This is a genomic window from Mesorhizobium sp. C089B, assembly GCF_030323125.1.
Classification (GTDB): domain Bacteria; phylum Pseudomonadota; class Alphaproteobacteria; order Rhizobiales; family Rhizobiaceae; genus Mesorhizobium.
Map to the genome: position 1 here is coordinate 3264651 of NZ_CP100469.1, position 23528 is coordinate 3288178.

Here is a 23528-nt window from a genome sequence, read left to right on the forward strand (position 1 = left end):
GACTCAGGCAGAACTCACCGGCAGGCCATGTGCGGAATAGCCGGCGTCTGGCGCAAACGAAACCCGATCGACGCCAACGACCTGTCGGATGTCGCCAGCATGATGCAGGCGTTGGTACATCGCGGCCCCGACGATCATGACAGCTGGCACAACAATCGGCTGGCGCTCGGTCACCGCCGACTTACCATCATCGATCCCTCGCCCGCCGCCCGTGAGCCGATGCTGACTTCTTCCGGCGATGGCGTTCTCGTCTACAATGGCGAGGTCTACAATTACCGCTCGCTGCGCGAAACGCTGCAGGCGCAAGGCGTCGTCTTTCGAACCATCTGCGATGCCGAAGTGGTTCTCGAAGCCTTGCATCACTGGGGCCCCGAAAAAGCCGTGCCGCTGTTCGACGGGATGTTTTCCTTCGCCTATTTCGACGCTCGCAGCAGTGCGCTGTGGCTTGCGCGTGACCGTCTTGGAATCAAGCCGATGTCGGTGGCCGACACGCCGGAGCGAATCCTGTTCGCCTCGGAGGACAAGGCGATCCTCGCCTGCGACGGTTTTCCGCGCGACATCGACAGCCGCGAGATCACCTTGCGGCTTGCCTGGCAGAGCCGCGATTCCAGCTACAGCCTGTTCGACCGCATCGAGCGCCTGCCGCCCGCCGGCCTGTGGAAGATCACCGATGGCGTTATCGAGAAGCGCCGCTTCTGGCATGTGCTGGACGTGCTGGAGACCGCGCGCATTACCGGCGATGCATCCGCTGATGCTGAACACATGGCGACGCTCGAGGCGTTGCTCAAGGACAGCGTCGGACTTCACTGCATCGCCGATACCAGCGTTGCCACCGCCTGCAGCAGCGGTGTCGATTCCGGCCTGATAACGGCGCTGGCAAAGCGGTTCAGGCCGGAAGTCCACGGTTATGTCGTCGACCCGCAGCTCGGCAACAGCGAGGCCGAAGACGCCGAACGCACCGGCCGCCATGTCGGCGTGCCCTTGCGCCGGGTGCCGGTCGACAGGAACCGGTTTTTCGAACTTTGGCCAAGGGTAATCTGGCATCTTGAAAGCGATGGCTGGCACGCCAGCCATGTCGCACTGCTGGCGCTTGCCGAACGATGCCGGGCCGATGGCGTCAAGGTGCTGCTCACCGGCGAAGGCGCAGACGAATTGTTTGGCGGCTACCCCTTGCAGGCCTTGAGCATGAAGAAGTGGCGTTCCTGGTCGTGGCCCCGGCGCCTGGTCCATTCGAAGCGCTCGCTCGACCGGAGATTCGAGCAACAGCGTCATGCCCCCTACAAGGTCTCGGCTGGAAGCCACTCACAAATGGATCGCAGCATGGTCCTGCGTGCTTTGTCGCCGGAGCTGAATTTTCTGCAAACCGAGATCTTCGACCGCCTGGAGCCGGTTATGCCGCCCGCGGATCGCGCCTTTCTCGGTAGTTGCCTCTACGACCTCTATTCGCATCTGCAGGACATCCTGCACCGGCACGACCGGCTGAGCATGGCGGCGTCCGTGGAACTGCGGGTCCCGTTCCTGGAAAACCGCCTGATCGACTTCGCCATCCATTTGCCGAGGCGGCAGAAATACCGCGACAAAACAGGAAAATGGCTTTTGCGAAAGGTCGCTGAAAAGCATATTCCGCGCCAGAACGTCCAGGCGCGCAAGATCGGCTTCGAGATGTCGTCGCAATTTTCGGCCGGCACGGAGACTTTGCTACGCGGCGGTTTCCTGCGCGATGCCTTGAAATGGCCCGCCGCGAATTTGGAGGACATGGTCCAGTTGGCGCGGCGCGAGCAACCGTCCAGGCTGCGGCTTGTCGGCATGGAGCTTTTCCTGCGCCTTCACGCCGGCGGCGAGACGACAGGCACGCTGACCGAAGCCTTGCATACCGCTGCGCGGGACAGAAGCTGACTTCGCGCGCGGCCGACAGCCCCGCGCAGTGGACCAATGAGAACATCGCTCTGGGTAGCGGACCATTCCCGGCTGACGTATTTTCGCCTTGCTATCCTGTTGTTGGACCATGATCTTTTCGAAGACGCGTTCGCCCTTTTGGATGTCGTGCTCTATTTCAAACGGATGCCATGATTGTCGTCCCCGCGGACGAAACCAGCACGTTAAGGTGGGACAGGTCTGATGATCGATGACGAGCCGGACAGCGAACGCGTTTCGGCGCTGGCGCCGTTCCGGCACGGCATCTTCCGCGCCGTCTGGTCGGCCAGCCTGGTGTCGAATTTCGGTGGCCTGATCCAGGGCGTCGGCGCCGCCTGGATGATGACCACCATCGCCACGTCGCCCTATCAGGTGGCGCTGGTCCAGGCCTCGGCCACTCTGCCGATCATGCTGTTTGCACTCGTCGCCGGCGCCATCGCCGACAGCTTCAACCGGCGCAAGGTGATGCTGATCGCCCAAATCTTCATGCTGGTCGTCTCTGCACTTCTAACGCTGTTCACCTGGAACGGCTGGATGACGCCGTGGACGCTGCTTGCCTTCACCTTCCTAATCGACAGCGGCACGGCGCTCAACAACCCGTCCTGGCAGGCATCGGTCGGCGACATGGTGCCGCGCAACAAGCTGCCGGCCGCGGTTGCACTCAATTCACTGGGCTTCAACCTGACACGCAGCGTCGGCCCGGCGATCGGCGGCATCATCGTTGCCGCCGCTGGTGCGGCTGCTGCGTTCGCCGCCAATGCGCTGAGCTATATAGGTCTCATCATCGTGCTCTTCCGCTGGAAGCCGGAGCTGCCGGTCTCGACGCTGCCGCGCGAGACGCTGGGCGCCGCCATGGGCGCCGGCCTGCGCTATGTCGCCATGTCGCCCAACATCGGCAAGGTGCTGGTCAGGGGCTCCGCCTTCGGCTTCAGCGCCGGCGCGGTTTTGGCGCTGCTGCCGCTGGTGGCGCGCGACGTCGTCAAGGGCGATGCCTTGACCTACGGCATCATGCTCGGCGCCTTCGGCATCGGCGCCGTCGGCGGCGCGCTGATAAGCGTGCGTCTCAGACAATTGCTGTCCAGCGAGACGATGGTGCGGATGGCCTTCGCCGGCTTTGCCGTCTGCGCCTTCAATGCCGCCATCAGCCTCAATGCCTGGCAGACTGCGGCGGGTTTGCTCATCGGCGGCGCCTGCTGGGTGATCGCGCTGTCGCATTTCAACGTCACGGTGCAGATGTCGACGCCGCGCTGGGTCGTCGGCCGGGTGCTGTCGGTCTACCAGACGGCGACCTTCGGCGGCATTGCGCTGGGCAGCTGGATCTGGGGCGTCGTTGCCGATGCGCATGGCGCCGAAACCGCGCTGATTGCGGCGGCCATCGCGATGCTTGTTGGCGGCGCCATCGGCCTGTTCCTGCCGCTGCCGCAGCAGACGACTCTCAACCTCGACCCGCTCAACCGCTTCAAGGAGCCGCATCTCGGCCTCGACCTGAAGCCGCGCAGCGGCCCCATCGCCATCATGATAGAGTACATTATCCGCGACGAAGATGTACCCGAATTCCTCGCCACCATGGCCGAGCGCGGGCGCATCCGCCGCCGCGACGGCGCCCGCAACTGGACGCTGGCTCGGGACTTAGAAAATCCCGCAGTCTGGATCGAGCACTACCACACGCCGACCTGGCTGGAATACATCCGCCACAACCGGCGCGCCACCCATGCCGACGGCGTCGTCGGCGAGCGGGTGCGGGCGCTGCACAGCGGCGACGAACCGCCGCGCGTGCGCCGCCTGATCGAGCGCCCGACGACCGCCGGCACCGCGCTGGTCTCGCCGAAGGGGCCGATCGATCACTGAGCTCGCCATAGCCGTAGCGCCGGTCAGCCGGCGCTCTGGATCATGTAGAGCTTGCGCGTGGTCTCGCGTATCAGCCACTCGCCCTTCCAGCCCTGCGGCAGGACGAGGAGATCGCCCGGACCGAGTTCCCGCACCTTGCCATCGATGCGGCTCAGTTCCACGCGCCCCGAAATGATGTGGCAGATCTCCGACGAGTCCGAACGATCGGCGGTGAAGCGGCCGGGCGTGCATTCCCAGATGCCGACATCGACAGTCCCGTCCGGCGATTGAAAGAATGAGCGCACGGCCTCGACCTGATCCCCTTCAATCGACGTTGGCTTAGGAGAGAACGCGCCGATCTCGGCCTTGGCGAGATCGTGGAAGGTCGAAAGATCGATCAAGTCTAGCTCCATGGATAAGAGCAATTCCAGGAAAGGGGTCTGCCCCGGAAATGCGTGAGAACAAATGGCTTTAGTGGCCGGTGATGCTGTCGGCCAACGCGGCCAGCTTCGAGGTGTGCGCAAGCCCTGCCGCCTCGCGGCCATCGGCAATGCGATAAAGCTGGTACATCGAATGCACGCCCAGCCAGCGGAAGGGCTCCGGTTCCCATGGCCTGACCTTGCGGTTGACCCAGGGCAGCTTCGTCAGCTCGGTGTTTGCCCCGAGAACAAGGTCAGCCAGCGTGCGCCCCGAAAGGTTGGAGCTGGACACGCCGAGGCCGACATAGCCGCCGGCCCAGCCGATGCGGGTCGCGGGATCGAGACCGACCGTGGTGCACCAGTCGCGCGGCACGCCGAGCACGCCGCACCAGGCGTGATCGATGCGGCATCCCTTGGTCTGCGGCAAGAGCGTCGTCAGGATCGTGTGCAGCTGGTCGATCGTGGCCTGCTGCGTCTGGCCGTTGACGTCGGTGCGCGAGCCGTAGCGATAAGGGACGCCGCGTCCGCCCATCGTGATGCGTCCCTCACGCGTGCGCTGGGCATAGCAATAGGCATGCGCCGCATTGCCGAGCAGTTCGTGCCCTTCCCAACCGATGTCGCGCCACAGGTCGGGCGGCAGCGGCTCAGTCACGATCTGCGCGCTGTTGAGCGCCAGCCAGGTCCGCTCCTCGCCGGGGATGCCTGATGTAAAACCCTCGGTCGCGCGGATGATCGTCTCCGCCTGCACCGTACCGCGGTCTGTCGTCACACTGCCCTTGGCGATGCTTGTCACCGTCGTCTTCTCATAGATCGGCACGCCCAGCCGCTCGACGGCATCGGCAAGCCCACGCACCAGCTTGGCCGGCTGCACCCGCGCCTGGCCATGGACGACGAAGCCGCCCATGACGTTACGGATGTTGATGCGCGTGCGCGTTGAGGCGGCGTCCAGCATCTCGACGCGGTTCGGGTCGACATCCCAGGAACGGATCGTCTCGCATTCTTCGCGCACGCGCTCCAACTGCGCTGCGTTGGTGGCCACCGTCAGATTGTCGACGCGGCGAATGTCGGCGTCGATGCCTTCCTCGGTCGCGACCCGGATCACTTCATCAACGCAGCCTGCCATCGCCGCCTGCATCGCCATCACGCCTTGCCGGCTCGATGTCTTGAGATATTTTTCGCGCGACCAGCTGAAGCCGCCCGACAGCCAGCCGCCATTGCGCCCCGAAGCGCCGAAGCCGGCAAATTCGCGCTCGACGATCACGACGCGCAGCGATGGCTTCGCCTTTTTCAGATAGTAGGCGGTCCACAGGCCAGTATAGCCGGCGCCGACAATGGCGACATCGGCCTCGATGTTTCCAGGCAAGTGCGGGCGCGGAACGGGAACCGCCCCCAGATCCGCATACCAGAACGATATGTCGCCGTTGCGCTTGGCTTGCATGGAATGACTTTCAGATGGGATCAGGCCAGATTGGAATCAGGTGAGTGTGGTGTCGGCGCTTGCGTCGTCCGCCAGCAGCTTGGCGTCGCTGCCGTCGAAGCAGAGCTCGACCTTGTCGCCGAGGCCAAAACTCTCGCCGGTCAGCGGTGAGCGCACGATCGCGGCCGAGCCGTCGGCGAGCTTAACTTCGTATTTCGATTCCGAGCCGAGATAGATGGCTTCCGCGATCGTCCCCGACAGGCGGTTGGCGCCATTGGCAGCACTTTGGCCGGCTCTTCGGATCGCGAGCTTTTCGGGACGCAGCAGCATCACCGGACTGGCTTCTCCCGACAGCTTACGCGGTACCGTCACCGTCTCGCCGGCGATGCTCAGCGCGGTGCTGTTGCCATCGCTGCGCGCCTTGCCGCGCAGCACGGTGGAATCGCCGATGAAGCGACCGACGAACAGCGTTGCCGGCTCGTCATAGAGCTGGCGGCCGGTGCCGACCTGCTCGATGCGCCCGCGGTTGAACACGGCGATGCGGTCCGACAGCACGAGCGCCTCTTCCTGGTCGTGCGTGACATAGACGAAGGTGGTGCCGAGTTCGCGATGGATGCGCTTGATCTCGAGCTGAAGCCATTCGCGCAGCTTCTTGTCGAGCGCGCCGAGCGGCTCGTCCATCAGGAGCAGCGGCGGGTCGAAGACGATGGCGCGTGCCAACGCCACGCGCTGCTGCTGGCCGCCCGACAATTCGCTGGGATAGCGATGCGCGAAATCGCCCATCCTGACCATGTCGAGCGCCCTTGCCACGCGTGTCTGTCGCGTCGCCTGGTCGACGCCGCGCAGCGTCAGCGGATAGGCGACGTTGCGGCCGACGCTCATATGCGGGAACAGCGCGTAGTGCTGGAAGACGACGCCGATGTTGCGCTTGTGCGCCGGCACGCCGACGACGCTTTTTTCCCCGACCAGAAGCTTGCCGCTGGTGACATCGGTGAAACCGGCAATCACGTTGAGCGTCGTCGTCTTGCCCGAGCCGCTGGGCCGAGCAGCGTCATGAACTCGCCGGGCTCGATGCGCAGCGACACGCCGTCCAGCGCCTTGAAGCCGCCATAGGCCTTGCTGATCGCTTCGAGATCGATCGCCACGCCCTTGCTTGTCGGCTTCGGATTCATTGGCGTCCTTTCCGCTCGCGGCCAAGAAGGAGCATGCCGCCGCCGATCAGGATCGTGGTCGCGAAAAGCAGGATCGTGCCGACAGCCGCCACCGTCGGGTCGGCGTCGCGCGTGATCGAGGCGAAGATCTGCACCGGCAATGTCTTGAGGTAGGGGTTGGTGATGAACAGCGACACGACAATCTCGTCGAACGACGTGGCGAAGGCGAACAGCAGGCCGGAGAGCACGCCCGGCGCGATCAGCGGCAGCGTCACCGTGCGAAACGTGGTCAGTGCGCCGGCGCCCAGGCTGACTGCGGCTGTCTCCAGCCGGCGGTCGAACACTTCGAGACTGGCCGAGACCGCGATCAGCACGAAGGGCAGCGCAAGGATGGTGTGGGCCAGCACGAAGCCGAGCAGCGTCCCGACGAGCTGCGTGTCGAGATAGACGGCATAGATGCCGATCGCCAGCACCACGCCCGGCACCACCATCGGCGTCAGCATCAGCATACGCAAAAGGTTCGCCGGCCGCGCCTTCATGCGGTCGAGGCCGAAGGCGGCAAGCGTGCCGAGCACCGTTGCCAGGACGGCAACGATGGAGGCGACTTTCAGCGAGTTCAGGAAGCTGTTCGACCAGTCCGGATTGGTGGCGAAATTCTGGTACCACTGCCAGGAAAAGCCTTGCGGCGGAAACGCCAGCGATTTGTTTTCGTTGAACGACATCGGCACCACGACCAGCGTCGGCGCCACCAGCCATATCGCCACCAGCAGGCAGACGAGCCCGAGAAGAACGCGGGTGAGCGGCTTCATCTCCATCAGCGCCGCCCCGCTTCCCGATGCCTGGACCGCATCACGGGTGCTGCCAGCGCCAGCAGCACGAAGGTGGTGACCAGCAGAACGACGCCCATGGCGCCGCCCCTGCCCCATTGCAGCAGGCTCAGCACCTGCGTCTGCACCAGCGTCGACAGCATGGTCGAGCGCGGGCCGCCGAGCAAAGCCGGCGTGATGTAGAAGCCGAGCGACAGGATGAAGACGATGATCGCGCCGGCATAGACGCCGGGCAGCGACAGCGGCAGATAGACGGTGAAGAACGCGCGCGACGGCCGCGCACCGAGGCTTTGCGCCGCACGCATCAGCCTGAGGTCGATGCCTTGCATCACGGAATAGAGCGGCAGGATCATGAACGGCAACAGCACCTGCGCCATGCCGATGACCACGCCGGTCTGGGTGCGGATCAGCTTGACGCCGCCGAACCCGACCGAGCGCAGCAACGAATTGATGACGCCCGAATCCTGCAGCAGGATCACCCATGACAGCGTTCGCACCACACCACTCACCCAGAACGGGATCAGCACGCAAAGCACAAGCACCAGCCGGACGCGCGGCCCGACCGCGGTCATCAGATAGGCATAGGGATAGGCCGCGATGACGCAGACCAGCGTCACCCAGGCCGAAATGACGAAAGTCCGCTGCAGCACTGTCAGGTTGACCGGCGCGCCGAAGAACCAGGCATAGTTCTGCAGCCCCCACTCAGGTTCCGACAGGCTGCGCAGCACGATGGTGAGCAGCGGATACCCGATCACCGCGACGAGCAGGATGAGCGCCGGCGCCGTGAGCGCGAACGGCCGCCATGCCCGACCCGACCGCGCATGGGCGGCGGGTTGGGCGATGGGTTCGGACGCGCTCACGGCCTGGCTCTCACTTGGCTGTTCAGTTGCCGGCCATCAGCGCCGACCACTTCTCCTGCGCCACCGGGAAGTTCTCGACCCAGAACTTGATGTTCTGCTTGTAACCCTGCTTCTGGCGCTCGAGCGTGTTGGTCAGGAAGGCGGCGACCGACGCATCGACCTTGGGCTGCGCGTCATTGTTGATCGGCGTATAGGAGGTCTGCTGCGCCAGGATCTCCTGCGCCCCCTTGCCGAGATAGGCATTGAGCAGCGCATAAGCCGCATCCGTATCCTTGACGCCGACCGGAATGGTCATCTGGTCCATCACCACCAGCCAGTCCTGCCAGGCCGGCGCATATTTGGCGCCGTTCTTCACCGCCGTCATGGCACGTCCGGTCCACATCATCAGCATGTCGGCTTCGCCAGATTCGGCAAGCTGCTGCGATTCAGCGCCGGTCTTCCAATAGATCGTGTCGGGACCGAGCTTGCGGATGACATCGATGGCCTTGTCGATGTCGGCCACCGTCATCGCCTTCGGGTCGCCGCCAGACGCCTTCAACGCCTGCTCCAGCAGGCCGCCCGTCGGGTCGCCCGAACCGTCGAGCGCGCGCGTGCCGGGGAATTTTGCCGTGTCGAAGAAATCGGCCCAGTTCTTGGGCGGGTTATCCCCATACTTCTCCTTGTTGTACATCAGCACGACGCCGTAGTTCATGGCCGGCACCGAGCATTCGCCAACCTGGCCCTCGGGCACCTTGGAGACGTCGAGCTTGCTGAAATCAAGCTTCTGGAACAGCTTGCCGCAATAGACGTAAGGCGGCAGGTCGGCGGTGTCGACGACGTCCCAGGTGACGTTGCCGGATTCGACCTGCGCCTGCAGCTTGGCGATCTCTGTCGGCCCGTCATTGAGCAGCGTGGCGCCGGACTTTTCGACGAACTCCTTGAGCGCGGCGGCCTGGCCGTCCTGGTAGATGCCGCCATAGGAGACGAGCGTCAGCGTCTTGCCCTTGAGCGAGCCTTCCTTGACCTCACCCGCGACAGGCTTTTCCTGCGCGAACGCTGCGGTTGCCAGAACGCCGAGCGCCAGCACGGCGCCAAGGCCAAGATGTCTTGTTTTCAGCATGATTATTGTTCTCCCATTTGACCCGCATGGATTGAACCTACCTGGCTGCGAGCGGTTTCCAGGCCCTGTATTGATCGAGTTCGGCGCGCACCGAAGTCGGTGGCGCAATGATCCACATCACCTCGGCTCGGCCACTGCCGATGTTCTCTGAGCGATGTGCTGTCGATGTCGCGTATTCGATGCTGTCGCCCTCTTCCAGCACATGCCTGACATCGCCGATCGAAACCTCGACGATGCCGCGCAGCACGACGAGCATCTCGTGCGCGTCGCCATGGGTGTAGAGCGCTGGGCCGGTCGAGCCGCCGATTTCGAACTCGCCGACATAGACTTCCATGTCGCTTAAAGGGGGACGCGAGAGCAGCATCTTGCGGCAGCCGTCGCTGGGCGGCAGGCTCGGCCGCTCGCTGCGCAGCAAGACCCCGCGCTGCCCGGCGGCACTATCCTCGAACAGCATCGCCACGCTCACCCCAAGCGCCGAGGCCATCTGGTTGAGCGAGGCGGTGCTGGCGCCGGTCAGGCCGCGCTCGAGCTGGCTGATGAAGCTGGCGCTGGTCCCGGTCAGCTCGGCGAGCTCACGCAGCGAAAGCCGGCGGCCGAGACGCAGGCTCTTCAGCCGCTGGCCCAGCATCTGATGGGCATGCGTCGCTGTCGAGGCGACGCCGTTCTTGACCGGAGCCTGGTCGGTGCTCATCCCGTCTTTTTCTCCCACTGAACAATTTGTACAGTGACACTGTACACGTGGCAAGCGCCGGGACATTTTAAAATGCCGGCCGAGGCCTGTTCTTCGCCCGACAGGTCGCGCCGCGCCTTGTCGAGTTCCTCGGCGTAGCGTCGCATCAGATGGCCCTCGGTCAAAAGCCGACAACGGCCCGGTTGTCGAAATTCTCGACCACCGCCAGTTCCTCGGCGACGGCGCGCTGGAGGTTCCGGCGGCGGACTGGACGTTCATGCTCGGTACCAGCACCGCATCCGTGAACTTGGCCAGCGCCAGCACCGGCGTGTCACCATCGGACGGATCGCTGTGCAGTTCGGCGACGATCAGCACGCCGACATAATGCCGGCTGCTTGCGGCGCCATTCTGGCGCTGAGGAGCAGTCAGGCTTGCCGCCCCGCTTCAATTCCCCGCGAGCGTGTCGAGGTATATGAGCGATCGCTTACGCAATCGACGCAGCTGTGTTATTTTTGCCCGTCTCTATTTCCCTCAAGGAGGAGAAGATGAGTGCGCGGGGATTTTTTCATTAGCTGTTGGCATGATTTTTTTGAGCTCGTCTGCGGTGAGCAATTCAAGCATGGATATGCCGGTTAGGTCTGTTGTGTCACACTCGATGTCTCTTTTTTGGCGGGAGGCAATCCGGAAAACCAAAGCCGGCCGGCAAAGGAATTTATCCAGACTGCACAACAAGATGTTTGCTGTCCTGGCGGCTACCCTTGGTATCGCAATTCGACGAACACCTGCTACGGCAGCTATGAAGACTGCCACGATACCGATGGCGGCGGATGGTCCTGCAGACAGGTCAACGCCTGCTAGACTTTCTTGGGCCCACGCCTTCTTGACTGTGCCCGGTCCTCAGATCGGCTTCGGCTCGCCGGCCTCATAGAGCATGAGGTTGCGCTCGCCTATGCCGAGCGATGCCCAGCTCGCCCGCCAATCGGCGATGTGAGGCGAGCGGAAATGCGCGTCGAGCGCGGCCCTGTCGCTCCACACCTCGGTTACATGGATGAGCCCGACGTCGAGCACGTCCTGCGCGTAGGAGTATTCGATGCAGCCGGGCTCCGCACGGCTGCCCAGTATCATGCGCCGCATGGCCGGCCTTGCCTCGTCGAGCCGTTGCGCCGGCAGGCGAATGGTGCCGATGATCACCAGCATGATCTCTCTCCTCAAGGCCTCTGTCGTCCCGGCAAGTAACCAGTCCTCCCACCCTCGCGCAAGCTTGACCGGTTAGGCTCGAAGGGCTGTCGCGTGCTCGGCAGGCTTGTGATTGGGGACGACATGGCGGTCAGCGAAAGCTTAGCGACAGGAACAGTGGCCAAGAACGGCCGCGATGTCTTCTTCGCCATCGGCATCGTCATCATCCTGGCCGTGCTATTCCTGCCGATCCCGGCCTTCCTCATCGACATCGGCCTCGCCTTCTCGATCGCACTGTCGGTGCTGATCCTGATGGTGGCGCTGTGGATCCAGCGGCCGCTCGATTTCTCGTCCTTCCCGACCGTGCTGCTGATCGCCACCATGCTACGGCTTTCGCTCAACATCGCCACCACGCGCATGATCCTGTCGCACGGCAATGAGGGCACGCACGCCGCCGGCTATGTCATCGCCGGCTTCTCCAAACTTGTGATGGCCAGCGATTTCGTCATCGGCCTGATCGTCTTCATGATCCTGATTGTGGTCAACTTCATCGTCATCACCAAAGGCGCCACCCGTATTGCCGAAGTCGGCGCCCGCTTCACCCTCGACGCCATCCCCGGCAAGCAGATGTCGATCGACGCCGACCTGTCCGCCGGCATGATCGACGACAAGACAGCGCAACTGCGCCGCCGCGAGCTGGAAGAGGAATCCTCCTTCTTCGGCTCGATGGACGGCGCCTCGAAATTCGTCCGCGGCGACGCCATTGCCGGCCTCATCATCACCGCCATCAACATCCTCGGCGGCATCGCCATCGGTTACATCAGGCACGGCATGGGCATGGGCGAAGCCGCCGATGTCTTCATCAAACTGTCGGTCGGCGACGGCCTCGTCACCCAGATCCCGGCGCTTATCGTTTCGCTCGCCGCCGGCCTGCTTGTGTCCAAGGGCGGCACGCGCGGCTCGACCAACCAGGCGGTGTTCGGCCAGCTCGGTGCGCATCCGCGCGCGCTCTATGTCGCGGCCTCGCTGCTCGTCCTGCTCGGCCTGATGCCCGGCCTGCCGTTCTTCCCGTTCTTCACGCTAGCCGCCGGCATGGCCGGCCTTGGCTACGTCATCCCGATGCGCGCCAACCGCGAGGCTGCCGCCGCCGAAGCGATCAAGGATCTGGAGAAGGCGAACAAAGTCGAGGAAGAGAAGAACTCGGTCAAGGCTTCGCTGACTACCGCCGAGATCGAGCTTCTGATCGGCAAGCAGCTGTCGACGCGGCTGCTGGTGTCGCATCAGGAACTGGTGTTCCGCATGGCCAAGATGCGCAAGAAATTTGCCACGCAATACGGCTTCGTCGTGCCGGAAGTGCGCGTCGCCGACGATTTCGGCATCCCGCCGAAAAGCTATCAGATCAAGGTCCACGGCACCGTCGTCGCCGAATACCAGATGCGGGTCGGCGAGATCATGGTGCTGCTGGGGAACCGGGATTTGCCCGACGTTCCCGGCGAGGAAATCCGCGAGCCGGCCTTCGGCATGCGCGCCTTCTCGGTGCTGGAAACCTTCGCCGAGGATCTGAAGCGCGAGAACTATACCTTTGCCGACAACATGTCGGTGCTGCTCACCCATTTGTCCGAGGTGATCCGCAACAACCTGCCGCAGCTTCTGTCCTACAAGGACATGAAGGCGCTGCTCGAGCGCCAGGATCCGGAGTACCGCAAGCTGGCCGACGAGATATGCACCTCGCACATCTCCTACCCCGGCCTGCAGGCGGTGCTGAAACTGCTGCTGGCCGAACGCGTGTCGATCCGCAACCTGCATTTGATCATCGAGGCTATCGCCGAGATCGCACCGCATGTGCGCCGCACCGAGCACATCGTCGAGCATGTCCGCATCCGCATGGCCCAGCAGATCTGCGGCGATCTCTCCGAAGGCGGCATGCTCAAGGTGCTGCGGCTCGGCAACCGCTGGGACCTCGCCTTCCACCAGAGCCTCAAGCGCGACGCCAAGGGCGAGGTGCGCGAATTTGACATCGACCCGCGCCAGCTGGAGGAATTCGGCCAGGACGCGACCAAGGCGATCCGCAAGCATCTCGAGGCCGGCGAGCGTTTTGTCCTCGTCACCGCGCCCGATGCTCGCCCCTATGTGCGCATGATCATCGAGCGCCTGTTCACGACGCTTCCCGTTCTCTCCCATGTCGAAATCGCCAAGGGCGTCGAGATCAAGGTGCTCGGGACGATCTCGTGAACATACTGTCGCAAGGCGTCGTCATCGCCGCCTTCCTCGCCTTCTGTCGCATCGGCGCCTGCTTCATGCTGATGCCGGGCCTGTCCAGCGCCCGCGTGCCGATCCAGGTTCGGCTGTTCGCGTCGATCGCCGCCACCGGTGGCCTGCTCGCCTTCCTGTGGGACAAGATTTTTCCCTTCGTCGATGCGCGTCCGCAGGTGCTGGCGCCGATGATCATTTCGGAACTTTTGGTCGGCGGGCTGATCGGCGCCATGACCAGGCTTTACATGGAAGCGCTGCGCTTCATGGGCTCGGCCATTGCCATGCTGATCGGCTATGGTGGCACCGGCGGCCCGGCGATCGAGGAGCCAGAGCCGCAGGCGGCCCTCGCCGCCATCATCTCGTTTTCAGCGTTGCTGCTGCTCTTCGTCTTCGATTTCGACCACGAGATCATCCGCGCTCTGGTCGCCTCCTACACGGTGGCGCCGGTCAACGTCTTCTTCAATCCCCAGGCCGCCCTGGTCGATCTCACCGACACGGTGTCGGACGCCTTCTTCCTGGTCATCCGGCTCGGCAGCCCGTTCATCGCCTATGCCATCCTGGTCAATTTGACGATCGGCTTCGTCAACAAGCTGACGCCGCAGATCCCGGTCTACTTCATCTCGCTGCCTTTCGTCATCGCCGGCGGCATGATCATCTTCTACTTCGCCATCGGCACCATGCTGTCGCTGTTCGTCGACGGCTTTGTCGATCTGACGCTGGCGAGGTGAGATGAGCACGCGCAAGGAACGGCTGAAGAAACTGGTCAAGGTGCAGGAGCAGCTGAAGGCCCTGCACGAGACGCGCCATGCGGCCTTCCTGGCGGCAGCGGCAACCGCCGAAACCGAGGCCAAGGAACTTGTCCAGCATTTCGACGCCGACCAGTCGATGGCGGTGCTGTTCCCTGACCTCTACCATCGCCGCATCGCCAATGCGCTGGTCCGGCAGGAAGCGAGCCTGGAAAGCGCCAGGCAGGAGGTCACGCTCATCGCCACTGCGACGGCGCGCACCAACATGGTGGAGCGCGCCTACAAGGACGTGCGCCGACAGGACGAACGCGAACGCTCCGACCGCGACCGGCTCGATCTGATCGCGCAGAGGCGAGGCGGCGAGTAGCTGCGTTCCAGTAAATGCAAGCATTTCCGGCGGTCTGTCGACAGGCTGGCTTGCGCGCATTGCACGTTCCGCGGCTTACCGCGATTTTAAACGCGTCAGCTTCGAGCGAGATGACCTCTGCAGCTGCGCAGCTCGATGTCCTACGAATAGGCTTTGGTTAGTGGCCGCTTTTTGAAGAACCGCCGAAGATTGGACAGCGTCCTTACAGCTGGTCTCTCCTCAAGCAGCAGATCAATAATCCCGTTGGCTGCGGCATCCGATCGAAAACGCTCTGCCCATTCTTCTGTCAGGCCATCGCGCTGGATCTGAATCGAAGAAGCTGGTCTCTCGGCTGGAGCTCCAACACCCATATGCTCAGCGACCGCTTCCAAAAAAGGTGTCGGATCCTCAAACATCTCCTCATAGACGACATGCTTGTGGGGCAGCCCAAGCATGTCGAGATATTTCGACCAGAACGAGTACCCATCTTCAAGAGAAATGCAGGCTCGGGAGATCTCCGCGAAATCGTAGGCGGCTTTCGCTCCCGTTCCCCTTGCTCTGTTGGTCCATTGCCTGGAAACACTGGCGCGATAGTACGAAATGGCCTGCCGGAGCCGGTCTCGCCGTTCAAGGAAAATCAACCCGATTTCGTGCTTCTTCAGCGTTTCAAACAGAAAGTCTTTCTCAAACTTTTCTCGCGTTTCACGCAGATGGCCAGGGAACAGCTTGATGGCGAAACGCCCGTTTTCTGACAATCCGGCCTTGAGGACGGCGCTTTCCAGCTCGTCATAAGAGCGGGCCACGAATTTGAGATGGTCTGGATCCAGCCATTCCCCGAAACACCCCATGGAACCTGTGGCATTCGCAAGGCTTCCAAGCCATTCGGAGCCGCTTCTCGGTACGGTTAAAAGCGCAACGCCCTTCAAAGAGTATCTCCTCCAACAGCAATGGGTTTATAACGGCGTTCCTCGCAGAACAAATCTCAATTTGCCGCTAGGCAAAGCCGAACGCCCGAAAAACAGTCGCCGGCCGGCGAGCAAGCGAACCGGCGCGCTCCTGTTCACCGGAAAGTTGCCGCAAGAAGGCGCCCGCGCCAAACTGCGGCTTGACCCGAACCTGCAAATCGCAACTGCTGATGTCGGGTGGGGGGCATACGGATGAAAGACATTTCAGTGATCATCCCTGCACACAATGCAGGGCGTTCGATCGCTTCGACGATCCGGTCGCTGGCTTCGGAAGCCGACCTCATCGAGGAAATCCTGATCGTCGACGACGGATCGACGGACGGGACCGCTGAAATCGCCGAGCAGACCGGCCGGCAAAGCGGGCTTCCGGTGTTGGTCAAACGGGTGGCCCGATTTCAGGCGGGCGCCGCCCGCAATGTCGGCATAAAGATGGCCGTCTCGCCATGGCTCTACTTCATCGACGCCGACGACATCCATATGAAGGATGGGCTGCGCAACTTGCTGCGCAAGGGGACCGAGCATGGGAGCACCGGAATAGTGGTCGGCTCCTATATCAGGCGCACAGATGGCGTTGACCGGCTCATCGACGCGCCAGCCGGATATGGTCCATCAAAGCTCGAAAACGCAGGCAATTATCTCATCGACAAATGCGAGACGATCAATGTCGGCGCTGCCCTGATCAGAAGCCTGGCGATCGGCACAGTCCGCTTTCCCGAAGGCGTCGCCTACGAGGAGGACACACTGTTCTGGGCAAGGCTGTTGACCCAGGCCGGCGTCGACAAGGTGCCCGACCCGGTGCTGACCTACCAGATATCGACAGAGCGGGCCGACAATCGGCTTTTGGTCCAGCCCGCTACGCAGTTTTTCATTTGGCGCAAGGCATTGCGCGAGCTTGGCACTGTTCGGATCGACGAGGATACATTGCGCAGGCGGGAAGCTCTTCTGGCCATCAAGATTGCCCGCGTCCATTACCTCCACGGCAGTTTCCGCACAGCCGAACGATTTCTCATGATCGCCAGGCCTTTGCCGAAGACCGCAAGGACGCAATGGCGGTTCTGGCGGTATCGGCTCAAGCTATGGCTCAATCGGTCGACGAGAACGCCTGAAGGGCCAGGTGGGTCGCACAAAGAGTCGCTGGATCTTCGAACGTAATCGGGCCGGCTTTCTTCAGGAGCGTGATGAACAGGTCGAAATTCTCAGCGGTTGTGGGCAGGCTATCGTGGGTGAGGATAACGCAATCCCGCTTCGCTCGAACTTCGCGAAGCGCGCTCCTGATCCACCCCTTCGGCTGGCGGTGAGGATCCCAATCGTTTGGATCCACATCCCACAGAAGGGTGCGATGCCCGAGTTCATCCGCAATCTCTGAAACGACCCGGCTCAAAGCCCCGAAAGGCGGACGAAAAATCTTCCCTCCCGGCGTGAATGCGGAAATCAGACTACCGGTGCTCTCGATCTCCTGGCGAACTTCCGCTGGCTTAAGCTCGGTCAGACGGCGATGCGAAAACGTATGGTTTCCGATCCGGTGTCCCGCATCGAAGACGCGCTGGACGATGGCCGGATGAGCGGCCACCTTTTCTCCAATCACGAAGAACGTAGCCTTGATCCGATGAAGGTCGAGCACCTTCAAAATCTGCTCGGTATGACCGGGCTCCGGACCATCGTCGAGCGTAAGCCAGACGCGCTTCGGCAATTTCCCGGCGTCACGCTTCCGGGCGTCAAACGGTGATGAGAAGCGTGGGATTTTCATCTTGCCGGCCATGCACCCCGAAATAGTCAGGCTTCTGTTCCAATGCCCAGCCGCTGAAAGCAACTGCCTCGGCTCGGCGCATGTGGCCGTGTCTACCAAAGCTCTCCGACAAACAGGCGCGCCGCTTCCTCGTGCCCATGGGATAAGGAAGGATCGCCGCCGAAAGCTTTGGCATGTGACGACCATGCTGCTTGCTGGCCCGGTGCTCGTGCCATGGCGATGGCTTCGACGAGCGCCCGAAAAGAGTACGCGCCGGCGATGACGACGCCGGCATCGGCCTTTTCGACCAAGGGAGCAAACCCGCACGTATCGGTGGTGATCACCGGAAGTGCATTGGCAAGGGCTTCGACGATGACCGTTCCCGTGGTTTCGATTCGGGCAGGATGAATGAGAAGATCCGCCGCAGCCATAACAGCCGGTATGTCGTCTCGGATTCCAATGATCTTTGTTCGGCCCCGGGCGTGTATTGTCACCTTCTGGATCAGGCGGCTGCCCATGCCGCTGACAGGCACGACGCCCACCACCACCCAGACCGAGTCGGGAAATGCCTCCAGCGCGGCCGCCACCCTGTCGAAGCCCTTTACCCAAGCCGAGGAGCCGATCGACAGCCATACCTTGCTGTTTGGCGCAATGCCCAATTCAGCCCGGATGCGTTCGCGCGTTCCGTCGGTGCGTAGATGCGGCATGCGCCTCGCCGGATCGAGATTGGGCGAAATGCGTCGAAACCGACTCTCCGGCGTTTTCCAGACGCTCTGATACTCATTTTGCTGGCGCTCGGTCAGCATGATGAGGCTGGTGCGCGAACTTGGCGAAAAGCAAAGCTGCTCCAGCCGCATCTGGGTTCGGTGGCGTGGTGAAAAAGGGCGCCACGCGCCTGTCTTGATCTTCGCGTAAGAGCGATCGCCGGAATAATAGATGTCGAGCATCGGAAGCTTGTTGAAACCGATGATCCGGTCAAACCCCTGGCGATGCGCCTTCAGCGCGGCGCCAAGCGCGATATCCCTTCCGGGATTGGTGCGATTGTTGGCTTCTACAATCTGGATCGAACAGCCGGGGTCTGCGATCGACCCGCGTATTTCCGTGGTCAGGATCGTAACCTCATGCCCCGCCGCCACGATATTCCTGGCGATAGAGAGGCAATCCCTTTGCAGCCCGCCGAAAGTCGACAGGTTGCTGATCGCTATCCCGAAGCGCATTCACCAGCCCTCGGAACGGAAGTAATCCCGGCAAAACACTATATTTGGCCCCCACAGTCGAAACGCTTTGAAAACAAGGAATGCGACAAAAACAAGAATGTAGCGTTCACGCTTTGGTGAAAAAACCTCGGAGTTTTCGAGGCTTGTGAGGGGCTCCGGTATGCAATGGTGGATCGCGACCAACTGCGTGAAACACGATGGCTTATAGGTACGCTATCGGCGTGTTCACTGTTGCATCGACGTCCAGTTCGGATTTCGATGTCTGCGCAGTGTCCGGATCGACCATCGACCTTGCCAACGCTGCCAGATTGGATCGCACCTGTTCCGCGCCGTAAAGTTGGCGTGCCCGTTCCTCCGCTGCAGCGCCGATGCTGGCCGACCTTTCATCGCTGCTCATCAACTCGACCATCGCTTCGGCAAAGGCCCCTTCCTCATTGGCAAGGACCACTTCCTTGCCATCGATGAAACCGAGCCCTTCCGCTCCGATGGAAGTTGAAACGACCGGTCGGCCGTACAGCGCAGCCTCAATGATCTTGATCCGTGTGCCGCCGCCACGCTTGACCGGACAGACAACAACCCTTGCCCTCGCATAGGCAGATGAAAGATCCGTAACGAATCCTAGCGTCTCTACCCCTGCGCCGGCGTCATCTATTCCAAGTTCGCGGCCGCCATCACCGGCGATGAGGAGCCGCGCTCGCGGCAGCCGTGCCCGGACCAGCGGAAAAACCTTTCCAACAAGCCAGAGGATAGCCTCGGCATTCGGTGGATATCGGGTGTAGCCGACAAAAAGAGCCGTTGGCTCGGAAGGCATCGGGGAACGGCCGGTCATCACGGCAGCATTGGGTGCGACTTCGATGCGGGCGCCCGGCGAAAGCTCTTCGATGATTTTGCGATCATGCTCGGAACACACGAGGCCCACTGTCGCAAACCCGGCGACGAGTCTTTCTGTCCGGCGTGCGACCGCGGACACCAGGCTCAGTTTAAGGCGTTTCGAGGGAGAGCGCTCCATCTGGAGAGACCTGCCAAGGGCGACGTGTTCCAGGTCATCGAAGTCGACCAGCACCGGAGGCAAATCCATGGCCGTGCGGATCAGAGCCGCTGTCGATGCCAATCGATGCGCCAGGATGAGGTCGGGCTTCAATTCGCGGATCGCCCGCTCAAGCCGGGAAACTTCCGCCATACGGCTGGAACGCATCGTGACCCGGCCCTCCGTGAAACTGACTGCGCCGTGCGTCGCGGCGATCACGTCGCGGATGCCAAGATCGCGCGGCCAGCGCCGGAACCGAGACGGCAGAGCGGGCGGTGAAATCAGTATGATCCGCCCGGCAACAGACCATGACCGCCGAAAATCCTCGACGGATTGACGTTGCCGGTCTTCGTTTTCGGACCAGTGCAACGGCCACATGAAAACGAAATCGACGGAACCGATACTACCCAGCGCGTCGGCGTGACGCCGGAGCCTCTGGAAGACGCCATGGACCATCTGGTCAGGCAGGTGGGGAAAATACTCCGACACGATCAGGGTTTTGATTGATTGCGTCACTTCGAATTTGCCCGGTTGCGGAACTGAGGTTTACGGGCTCTTTGCCGAGTAAAGGCGACGCTTGTCCCTGCCGTCCAGCCACCCTGTGAAGCGCCACCATGAAAGGCGATTGTCTCGTAAAGATGGCGCTGGGCGCGGTCCCCCGTTTCCGCCGCCGTTGCAACGTGGTTTCGCAGCAGGCGGAGAAAGCGCTGCGGTCCGTAGGCAGGCGCTGCGGCTTGCAAAGCGGCGCGAGGAGTGACAAGCCTGCCGGTGAACCTGCTGTCCAGGGCCTGCAAGGCGCAACAGCTGCGCGTCGTGGCACCGGCTTTCAACGCAAGAGCCCTTATGTCAGAGCGAGCCTGTACGGTCATCATTCCAACCTACAATCGCCTGCCTTATCTGCTGAAGGCGGTCGCCTCGGTTACGGCTCAGACGTTCGGGGACTGGGAGCTGCTCATTGTCGACGACGGAAGCACGGACGACACCTTGGCCGCTATCACTGCGCTCTCTCTGGCCGAGCCACGTCTGCGCATTTTGCGAAACCCCGGCACGAGCGGACCGGCCGGCGCGCGCAACGCCGCGATTCGCGAGGCGCGCGGACGGTATATCGCGTTTCTGGACAGCGATGATCGGTGGGACGACGACAAGCTGGCGCAATTCATTGCGGCGGCCAACACCCGGCCCGACGCGATCCTGATTGGCAGCGACTATCGCATGGTCGACGAGCTTGCCGACACGTCCATGACCGCCTGCGACATGATCTTCGGTACCATGATGCCGTGGTGGGAAACCTATGATCGGACCGCATCTCTTCTGCCATGCCGGGAACTCAAGGCGGACCGTTCCCTGCTGGCCCGCTCTGATGTCGTGCTGACCACGACCATCGCCGGATACCTTTGGATTCACACCTCCTCGACGATGGTTCGGCGCGACGCGATACTGGCGGCGGGAGGGTTCGATGAAAGCCTCGCCCGCACCGAGGACATCGACCTTTGGCTGCGGCTCAACACGCGCGGACCCTTCGTCTATATCGACCGGCAATTGGCGACCTATGACGTCACTGGGCGCGATACGGCAGAAGGCGAACGCTACCAGACGCATTCAGAATCACGACATCACGACGAATACACGGAGTGGAAGCACCATCTCGCGCTCATGCTGCGCATTCGAAAACAATACCGGCTTTCTCCAGCGCTTAACGCTCTGATGGAAGACCGGCTCGACTATTTTGACAAAAATTGTGCCAGGGCCGCCTGGCGGACAGGCCGGAAAACCCTCTGGCTCAAGCACTGGATTTCGAGCCTGCGGCGGGCGATCGGGCTTGTGCGTTCCGATAGGTGAGAACGCGCGGAAATGGCTGCGGCAGGCCTGAGCCATCGAGCGGGATGTCAAGTGCCCTAAGGACCGCCGGCAAGCGTGCGCTGCGTGAGAAGCTGGTCGCCACGGTCTGCGCGGCAGCCTGACCAAGACGGCTCACCGTCGCTGCTTCGGCGTCCAGAAATTCCTTCAGCTTTTCGCCCAACAAGCTCGCCGTCGATATGTCGGACACAAAGCCGTTACTGCCGTCCTTGATCAGTTCCAGCGCGCTCGCCATGGGATGGGCGACACAGGGTAGGCCTGTGGCCATCGCCTCCAGCAGGCTGAGGGAAAAACCCTCGACTGAGCTGGCCAGGACGAAGAGGTCAAGCGCATGGTAGATCGCACGCGGATCGTTTTGCCAGCCGAGCAATTTGATCCGGTCAGCAGCTCCGGACGAGCGCACTTTGTTTTCCACTTCGGAGCGAAACCAGCCATCCCCGGCGATGATCAGAGCGACGTTGGCGGCGGGCCGACTCGCGCGAAGAGCCGAGAAAGCATCAATCAGCACGTCGATATTTTTTTCCGGCCCGAACCGGCCGACATAGCCGATCGTCCGCACATCGTTTGACAGTCCAAGCCGTTCGCGCGCTTGGCGCCTTTCATTGGCAGTCGGAGGTGCGAAGTTGGGGTCTACCCAATTGGCACAGACACGGACCTTATGGGGAGCCATGTCAAACTCTTTCGTCGCGATCTCTGACAATTCGCTCGACACGCCGATGGTGCGTTGGACGCAGGCATTCATGACCGCGCCATATCTGCGCTTCGAAAACATGGATCGCCACGCGGCCTCGCGCGGCCTGTGTTCGATGGTGTAAATTCGCCGGCCCGCGGCCTTGGCCATGAGCAACTCGACGACAGGCGTTTCCGCGAAAGCACCACGGCAGAAAATGATATCGTGGCCGGGATGCCTGACCAGCACAGACCACCAAAGGATGTATCTTGAGATCGGGAACCGTCTCGGTTTGACGATGAGCCTTTGATAAGAAAGGCCCTCGACAAGCTCTACATCGATTGTCTCAGGGGAAAGGAGCTCGGAAAAATAGTCGGTGTTGACGGAAATGATCTTGACGGGAAACCCAAGCGAAGCGGCGGTGTGGGCCACGTCGGCGGTATGGATATGAAGACCGCCAGGATCCCCGCTCCCGCCGACAAACAAGAGGCGTCTTCTTTTCACTTTGGGATCTCACTGAATCCGCCACTCTGGCGGTGATAAACCGCACAACGGGTGCGGTAAAGGATTGGGCCGGGATTACAAGTGGGATAGCCGCCTCGTCGAACAGGCTTCGGTAAGCAGGCCTTCACCGTCCGGGGTCATTGAAGACCACCCGTGTGGACGGCCGCTATTGGCGCGTAGCAGACGAGCTGACAGCATTCCGCCTCCCCTCTCCCTCGCAAGCCTGCCACAAGCTTGTTGCGGCATGGTCGCTCAGGAAACCCGGCAAAGAGGCGGACTTTCTTGGCGATTTCTCCACCCAGTGACATCGTTCTCGATGTTGCCCGAGCCGTCGACCCGGCGGATATCGAGGCTGCCCGTGCCGCGCTGGCCAAGCGGGCCAACGGCGTTGGCGGTAATTTTTCTGTCGACATGGCTGCTTCGGTCGATGCCGGCTCGATTCTGTCGCGCGCCACCGCCGACAAGGCCGCCGCAAATGCCGATCCCGCCAGCAAGTTCAAGAAGTTCGAGGCGATGGTCTTGCAGACCTTCATCCAGAACATGCTGCCCAAGGACACAGAGGGCGTCTACGGCAAGGGGCTGGCCGGCGACATGTGGAAATCGCAGCTTGCCGAGCGTGTCGCCGACGTCATGGCCGAGCGCGGAGGGATCGGCATCGCCAAATCGCTGCTCGCCGACCACTACAAGGACGGCAAGCGCACCGTGCCGATCGGCCCGGTGTCAACCGGGCCGCACAAGACCGAGATCGACCAGCAGACCCGGCTGTCCACCTCGCTGGTCGAGGAATTGCAGCGCAAGGCCGCACGGTCGATGACCGGCGACGAGACGACCATCAAAACCGAAATCAAGATCTAGAC

The 23528-nt window shown here is 62.2% G+C and carries 22 protein-coding genes and 1 pseudogene; 9 read left to right on the forward strand and 14 right to left on the reverse strand.

The genetic code is table 11. From position 1 onward, the window contains the following. Positions 1-27: 27 nt before the first annotated feature. Positions 28-1896, forward strand: a complete 1869-nt coding sequence (gene asnB, locus NLY44_RS16195; RefSeq protein WP_023691732.1) for an asparagine synthase (glutamine-hydrolyzing) — start codon at positions 28-30, stop codon at positions 1894-1896. Positions 1897-2118: 222 nt separating this feature from the next. After that, positions 2119-3762, forward strand: a complete 1644-nt coding sequence (locus tag NLY44_RS16200) for an MFS transporter (RefSeq protein WP_023804741.1) — start codon at positions 2119-2121, stop codon at positions 3760-3762. A 23-nt stretch (positions 3763-3785) separates the two neighbouring features. On the opposite strand, the gene NLY44_RS16205 is transcribed toward NLY44_RS16200, so the two are convergent. The 9 genes and pseudogenes from NLY44_RS16205 to NLY44_RS16245 all read right to left on the reverse strand — a co-directional run bounded on the left by NLY44_RS16205 (position 3786) and on the right by NLY44_RS16245 (position 11381). Continuing rightward, on the reverse strand, positions 3786-4154 hold the full coding sequence (locus tag NLY44_RS16205; RefSeq protein WP_084012952.1) for a cupin domain-containing protein: 369 nt from the start codon (positions 4152-4154) through the stop codon (positions 3786-3788). A gap of 58 nt (positions 4155-4212) precedes the next feature. After that, positions 4213-5598 (reverse strand): NAD(P)/FAD-dependent oxidoreductase, encoded by a 1386-nt coding sequence (locus NLY44_RS16210; protein ID WP_023686364.1) that lies wholly within the window; start codon positions 5596-5598, stop codon positions 4213-4215. A gap of 36 nt (positions 5599-5634) precedes the next feature. Then, positions 5635-6749: pseudogene (locus tag NLY44_RS16215) on the reverse strand (ABC transporter ATP-binding protein). Then, positions 6746-7543: an ABC transporter permease gene (locus NLY44_RS16220; protein ID WP_023804739.1), complete on the reverse strand. Its 798-nt coding sequence runs from the start codon at positions 7541-7543 to the stop codon at positions 6746-6748. The pseudogene NLY44_RS16215 and the gene NLY44_RS16220 overlap by 4 nt, the downstream one beginning before the upstream one ends. Beyond that, positions 7543-8415, reverse strand: a complete 873-nt coding sequence (locus NLY44_RS16225; protein ID WP_023686367.1) for an ABC transporter permease — start codon at positions 8413-8415, stop codon at positions 7543-7545. The genes NLY44_RS16220 and NLY44_RS16225 overlap by 1 nt, the downstream gene beginning before the upstream one ends. A 22-nt stretch (positions 8416-8437) precedes the next feature. Continuing rightward, entirely contained in the window at positions 8438-9514 is a 1077-nt protein-coding gene (locus tag NLY44_RS16230) for an extracellular solute-binding protein (protein ID WP_023804738.1), read from the reverse strand. Positions 9515-9551: 37 nt separating this feature from the next. After that, complete coding sequence (locus NLY44_RS16235) at positions 9552-10205, reverse strand: helix-turn-helix domain-containing protein (RefSeq protein WP_031201349.1); 654 nt, start codon at positions 10203-10205, stop codon at positions 9552-9554. Then, positions 10202-10351, reverse strand: coding sequence for a hypothetical protein (locus NLY44_RS33220; protein WP_245263705.1), 150 nt, complete (start codon positions 10349-10351; stop codon positions 10202-10204). The genes NLY44_RS16235 and NLY44_RS33220 overlap by 4 nt, the downstream gene beginning before the upstream one ends. A gap of 730 nt (positions 10352-11081) precedes the next feature. Then, on the reverse strand, positions 11082-11381 hold the full coding sequence (locus NLY44_RS16245; protein ID WP_023683279.1) for a putative quinol monooxygenase: 300 nt from the start codon (positions 11379-11381) through the stop codon (positions 11082-11084). Between the two features lie 123 nt (positions 11382-11504). Here NLY44_RS16245 and flhA point away from each other — a divergent pair, with 123 nt between their 5' ends. Genes flhA through NLY44_RS16260 form a run of 3 tightly spaced genes read left to right on the forward strand, consistent with a single transcriptional unit; the run spans position 11505 to position 14726 of the window. Continuing rightward, positions 11505-13592, forward strand: a complete 2088-nt coding sequence (gene flhA / locus NLY44_RS16250) for a flagellar biosynthesis protein FlhA (protein ID WP_023804735.1) — start codon at positions 11505-11507, stop codon at positions 13590-13592. Next, entirely contained in the window at positions 13589-14341 is a 753-nt protein-coding gene (gene fliR / locus NLY44_RS16255; RefSeq protein ID WP_023686374.1) for a flagellar biosynthetic protein FliR, read from the forward strand. Before flhA ends, fliR begins: the two co-directional genes overlap by 4 nt. Before the next feature lies 1 nt (position 14342). Then, positions 14343-14726, forward strand: coding sequence for a hypothetical protein (locus NLY44_RS16260; RefSeq protein ID WP_023686375.1), 384 nt, complete (start codon positions 14343-14345; stop codon positions 14724-14726). Between the two features lie 140 nt (positions 14727-14866). Here the strand turns inward: NLY44_RS16260 and NLY44_RS16265 are convergent, their stop codons facing one another. Continuing rightward, the gene (locus NLY44_RS16265) at positions 14867-15631 is read right to left on the reverse strand and encodes a Stf0 family sulfotransferase (RefSeq protein ID WP_023686376.1); all 765 of its coding nucleotides are present in this window, start codon (positions 15629-15631) and stop codon (positions 14867-14869) included. A 231-nt stretch (positions 15632-15862) separates the two neighbouring features. On the opposite strand from NLY44_RS16265, the gene NLY44_RS16270 reads away from it, so the two are divergent. Then, on the forward strand, positions 15863-16822 hold the full coding sequence (locus NLY44_RS16270) for a glycosyltransferase family 2 protein (RefSeq protein ID WP_023804734.1): 960 nt from the start codon (positions 15863-15865) through the stop codon (positions 16820-16822). Here the strand turns inward: NLY44_RS16270 and NLY44_RS16275 are convergent. Together NLY44_RS16275 and NLY44_RS16280 are read right to left on the reverse strand one after the other, a co-directional pair. Continuing rightward, positions 16752-17429 carry a polysaccharide deacetylase family protein gene (locus NLY44_RS16275; protein WP_023804733.1) on the reverse strand — a complete coding sequence of 226 codons (678 nt, stop codon included), beginning with the start codon at positions 17427-17429 and terminating at the stop codon, positions 16752-16754. The two genes, NLY44_RS16270 and NLY44_RS16275, sit on opposite strands and share 71 nt — an antisense overlap. 80 nt (positions 17430-17509) lie before the next feature. Then, positions 17510-18343 carry a glycosyltransferase family 4 protein gene (locus tag NLY44_RS16280; RefSeq protein ID WP_198028935.1) on the reverse strand — a complete coding sequence of 278 codons (834 nt, stop codon included), beginning with the start codon at positions 18341-18343 and terminating at the stop codon, positions 17510-17512. Positions 18344-18385: 42 nt separating this feature from the next. Here NLY44_RS16280 and NLY44_RS16285 point away from each other — a divergent pair, with 42 nt between their 5' ends. Then, complete coding sequence (locus NLY44_RS16285; RefSeq protein WP_198028933.1) at positions 18386-18733, forward strand: hypothetical protein; 348 nt, start codon at positions 18386-18388, stop codon at positions 18731-18733. Positions 18734-18815: 82 nt separating this feature from the next. On the opposite strand, the gene NLY44_RS16290 is transcribed toward NLY44_RS16285, so the two are convergent. Continuing rightward, complete coding sequence (locus tag NLY44_RS16290; protein WP_156940975.1) at positions 18816-20156, reverse strand: glycosyltransferase; 1341 nt, start codon at positions 20154-20156, stop codon at positions 18816-18818. A 237-nt stretch (positions 20157-20393) separates the two neighbouring features. On the opposite strand from NLY44_RS16290, the gene NLY44_RS16295 reads away from it, so the two are divergent. Further along, complete coding sequence (locus NLY44_RS16295) at positions 20394-21479, forward strand: glycosyltransferase (protein WP_023804730.1); 1086 nt, start codon at positions 20394-20396, stop codon at positions 21477-21479. On the opposite strand, the gene NLY44_RS16300 is transcribed toward NLY44_RS16295, so the two are convergent. Continuing rightward, entirely contained in the window at positions 21421-22671 is a 1251-nt protein-coding gene (locus NLY44_RS16300) for a glycosyltransferase family 4 protein (RefSeq protein WP_084012950.1), read from the reverse strand. The two genes, NLY44_RS16295 and NLY44_RS16300, sit on opposite strands and share 59 nt — an antisense overlap. A gap of 282 nt (positions 22672-22953) precedes the next feature. On the opposite strand from NLY44_RS16300, the gene NLY44_RS16305 reads away from it, so the two are divergent. Next, positions 22954-23526: a rod-binding protein gene (locus tag NLY44_RS16305; protein ID WP_023671918.1), complete on the forward strand. Its 573-nt coding sequence runs from the start codon at positions 22954-22956 to the stop codon at positions 23524-23526. Positions 23527-23528: the final 2 nt, after the last annotated feature.

Coding starts and splice junctions, on each gene's coding strand:
- asnB (WP_023691732.1), top strand. CDS start 28: ATGTGCGGAATAGCCGGCGTCTGGCGCAAACGAAACCCGATCGACGCC.
- NLY44_RS16200 (WP_023804741.1), top strand. CDS start 2,119: ATGATCGATGACGAGCCGGACAGCGAACGCGTTTCGGCGCTGGCGCCG.
- NLY44_RS16205 (WP_084012952.1), bottom strand. CDS start 4,154: ATGGAGCTAGACTTGATCGATCTTTCGACCTTCCACGATCTCGCCAAG.
- NLY44_RS16210 (WP_023686364.1), bottom strand. CDS start 5,598: ATGCAAGCCAAGCGCAACGGCGACATATCGTTCTGGTATGCGGATCTG.
- NLY44_RS16220 (WP_023804739.1), bottom strand. CDS start 7,543: ATGGAGATGAAGCCGCTCACCCGCGTTCTTCTCGGGCTCGTCTGCCTG.
- NLY44_RS16230 (WP_023804738.1), bottom strand. CDS start 9,514: ATGCTGAAAACAAGACATCTTGGCCTTGGCGCCGTGCTGGCGCTCGGC.
- NLY44_RS16235 (WP_031201349.1), bottom strand. CDS start 10,205: ATGAGCACCGACCAGGCTCCGGTCAAGAACGGCGTCGCCTCGACAGCG.
- NLY44_RS33220 (WP_245263705.1), bottom strand. CDS start 10,351: ATGCGACGCTACGCCGAGGAACTCGACAAGGCGCGGCGCGACCTGTCG.
- NLY44_RS16245 (WP_023683279.1), bottom strand. CDS start 11,381: ATGCTGGTGATCATCGGCACCATTCGCCTGCCGGCGCAACGGCTCGAC.
- flhA (WP_023804735.1), top strand. CDS start 11,505: ATGGCGGTCAGCGAAAGCTTAGCGACAGGAACAGTGGCCAAGAACGGC.
- NLY44_RS16260 (WP_023686375.1), top strand. CDS start 14,343: ATGAGCACGCGCAAGGAACGGCTGAAGAAACTGGTCAAGGTGCAGGAG.
- NLY44_RS16270 (WP_023804734.1), top strand. CDS start 15,863: ATGAAAGACATTTCAGTGATCATCCCTGCACACAATGCAGGGCGTTCG.
- NLY44_RS16275 (WP_023804733.1), bottom strand. CDS start 17,429: ATGGCCGGCAAGATGAAAATCCCACGCTTCTCATCACCGTTTGACGCC.
- NLY44_RS16280 (WP_198028935.1), bottom strand. CDS start 18,343: ATGCTCGACATCTATTATTCCGGCGATCGCTCTTACGCGAAGATCAAG.
- NLY44_RS16285 (WP_198028933.1), top strand. CDS start 18,386: ATGCGCCTTCAGCGCGGCGCCAAGCGCGATATCCCTTCCGGGATTGGT.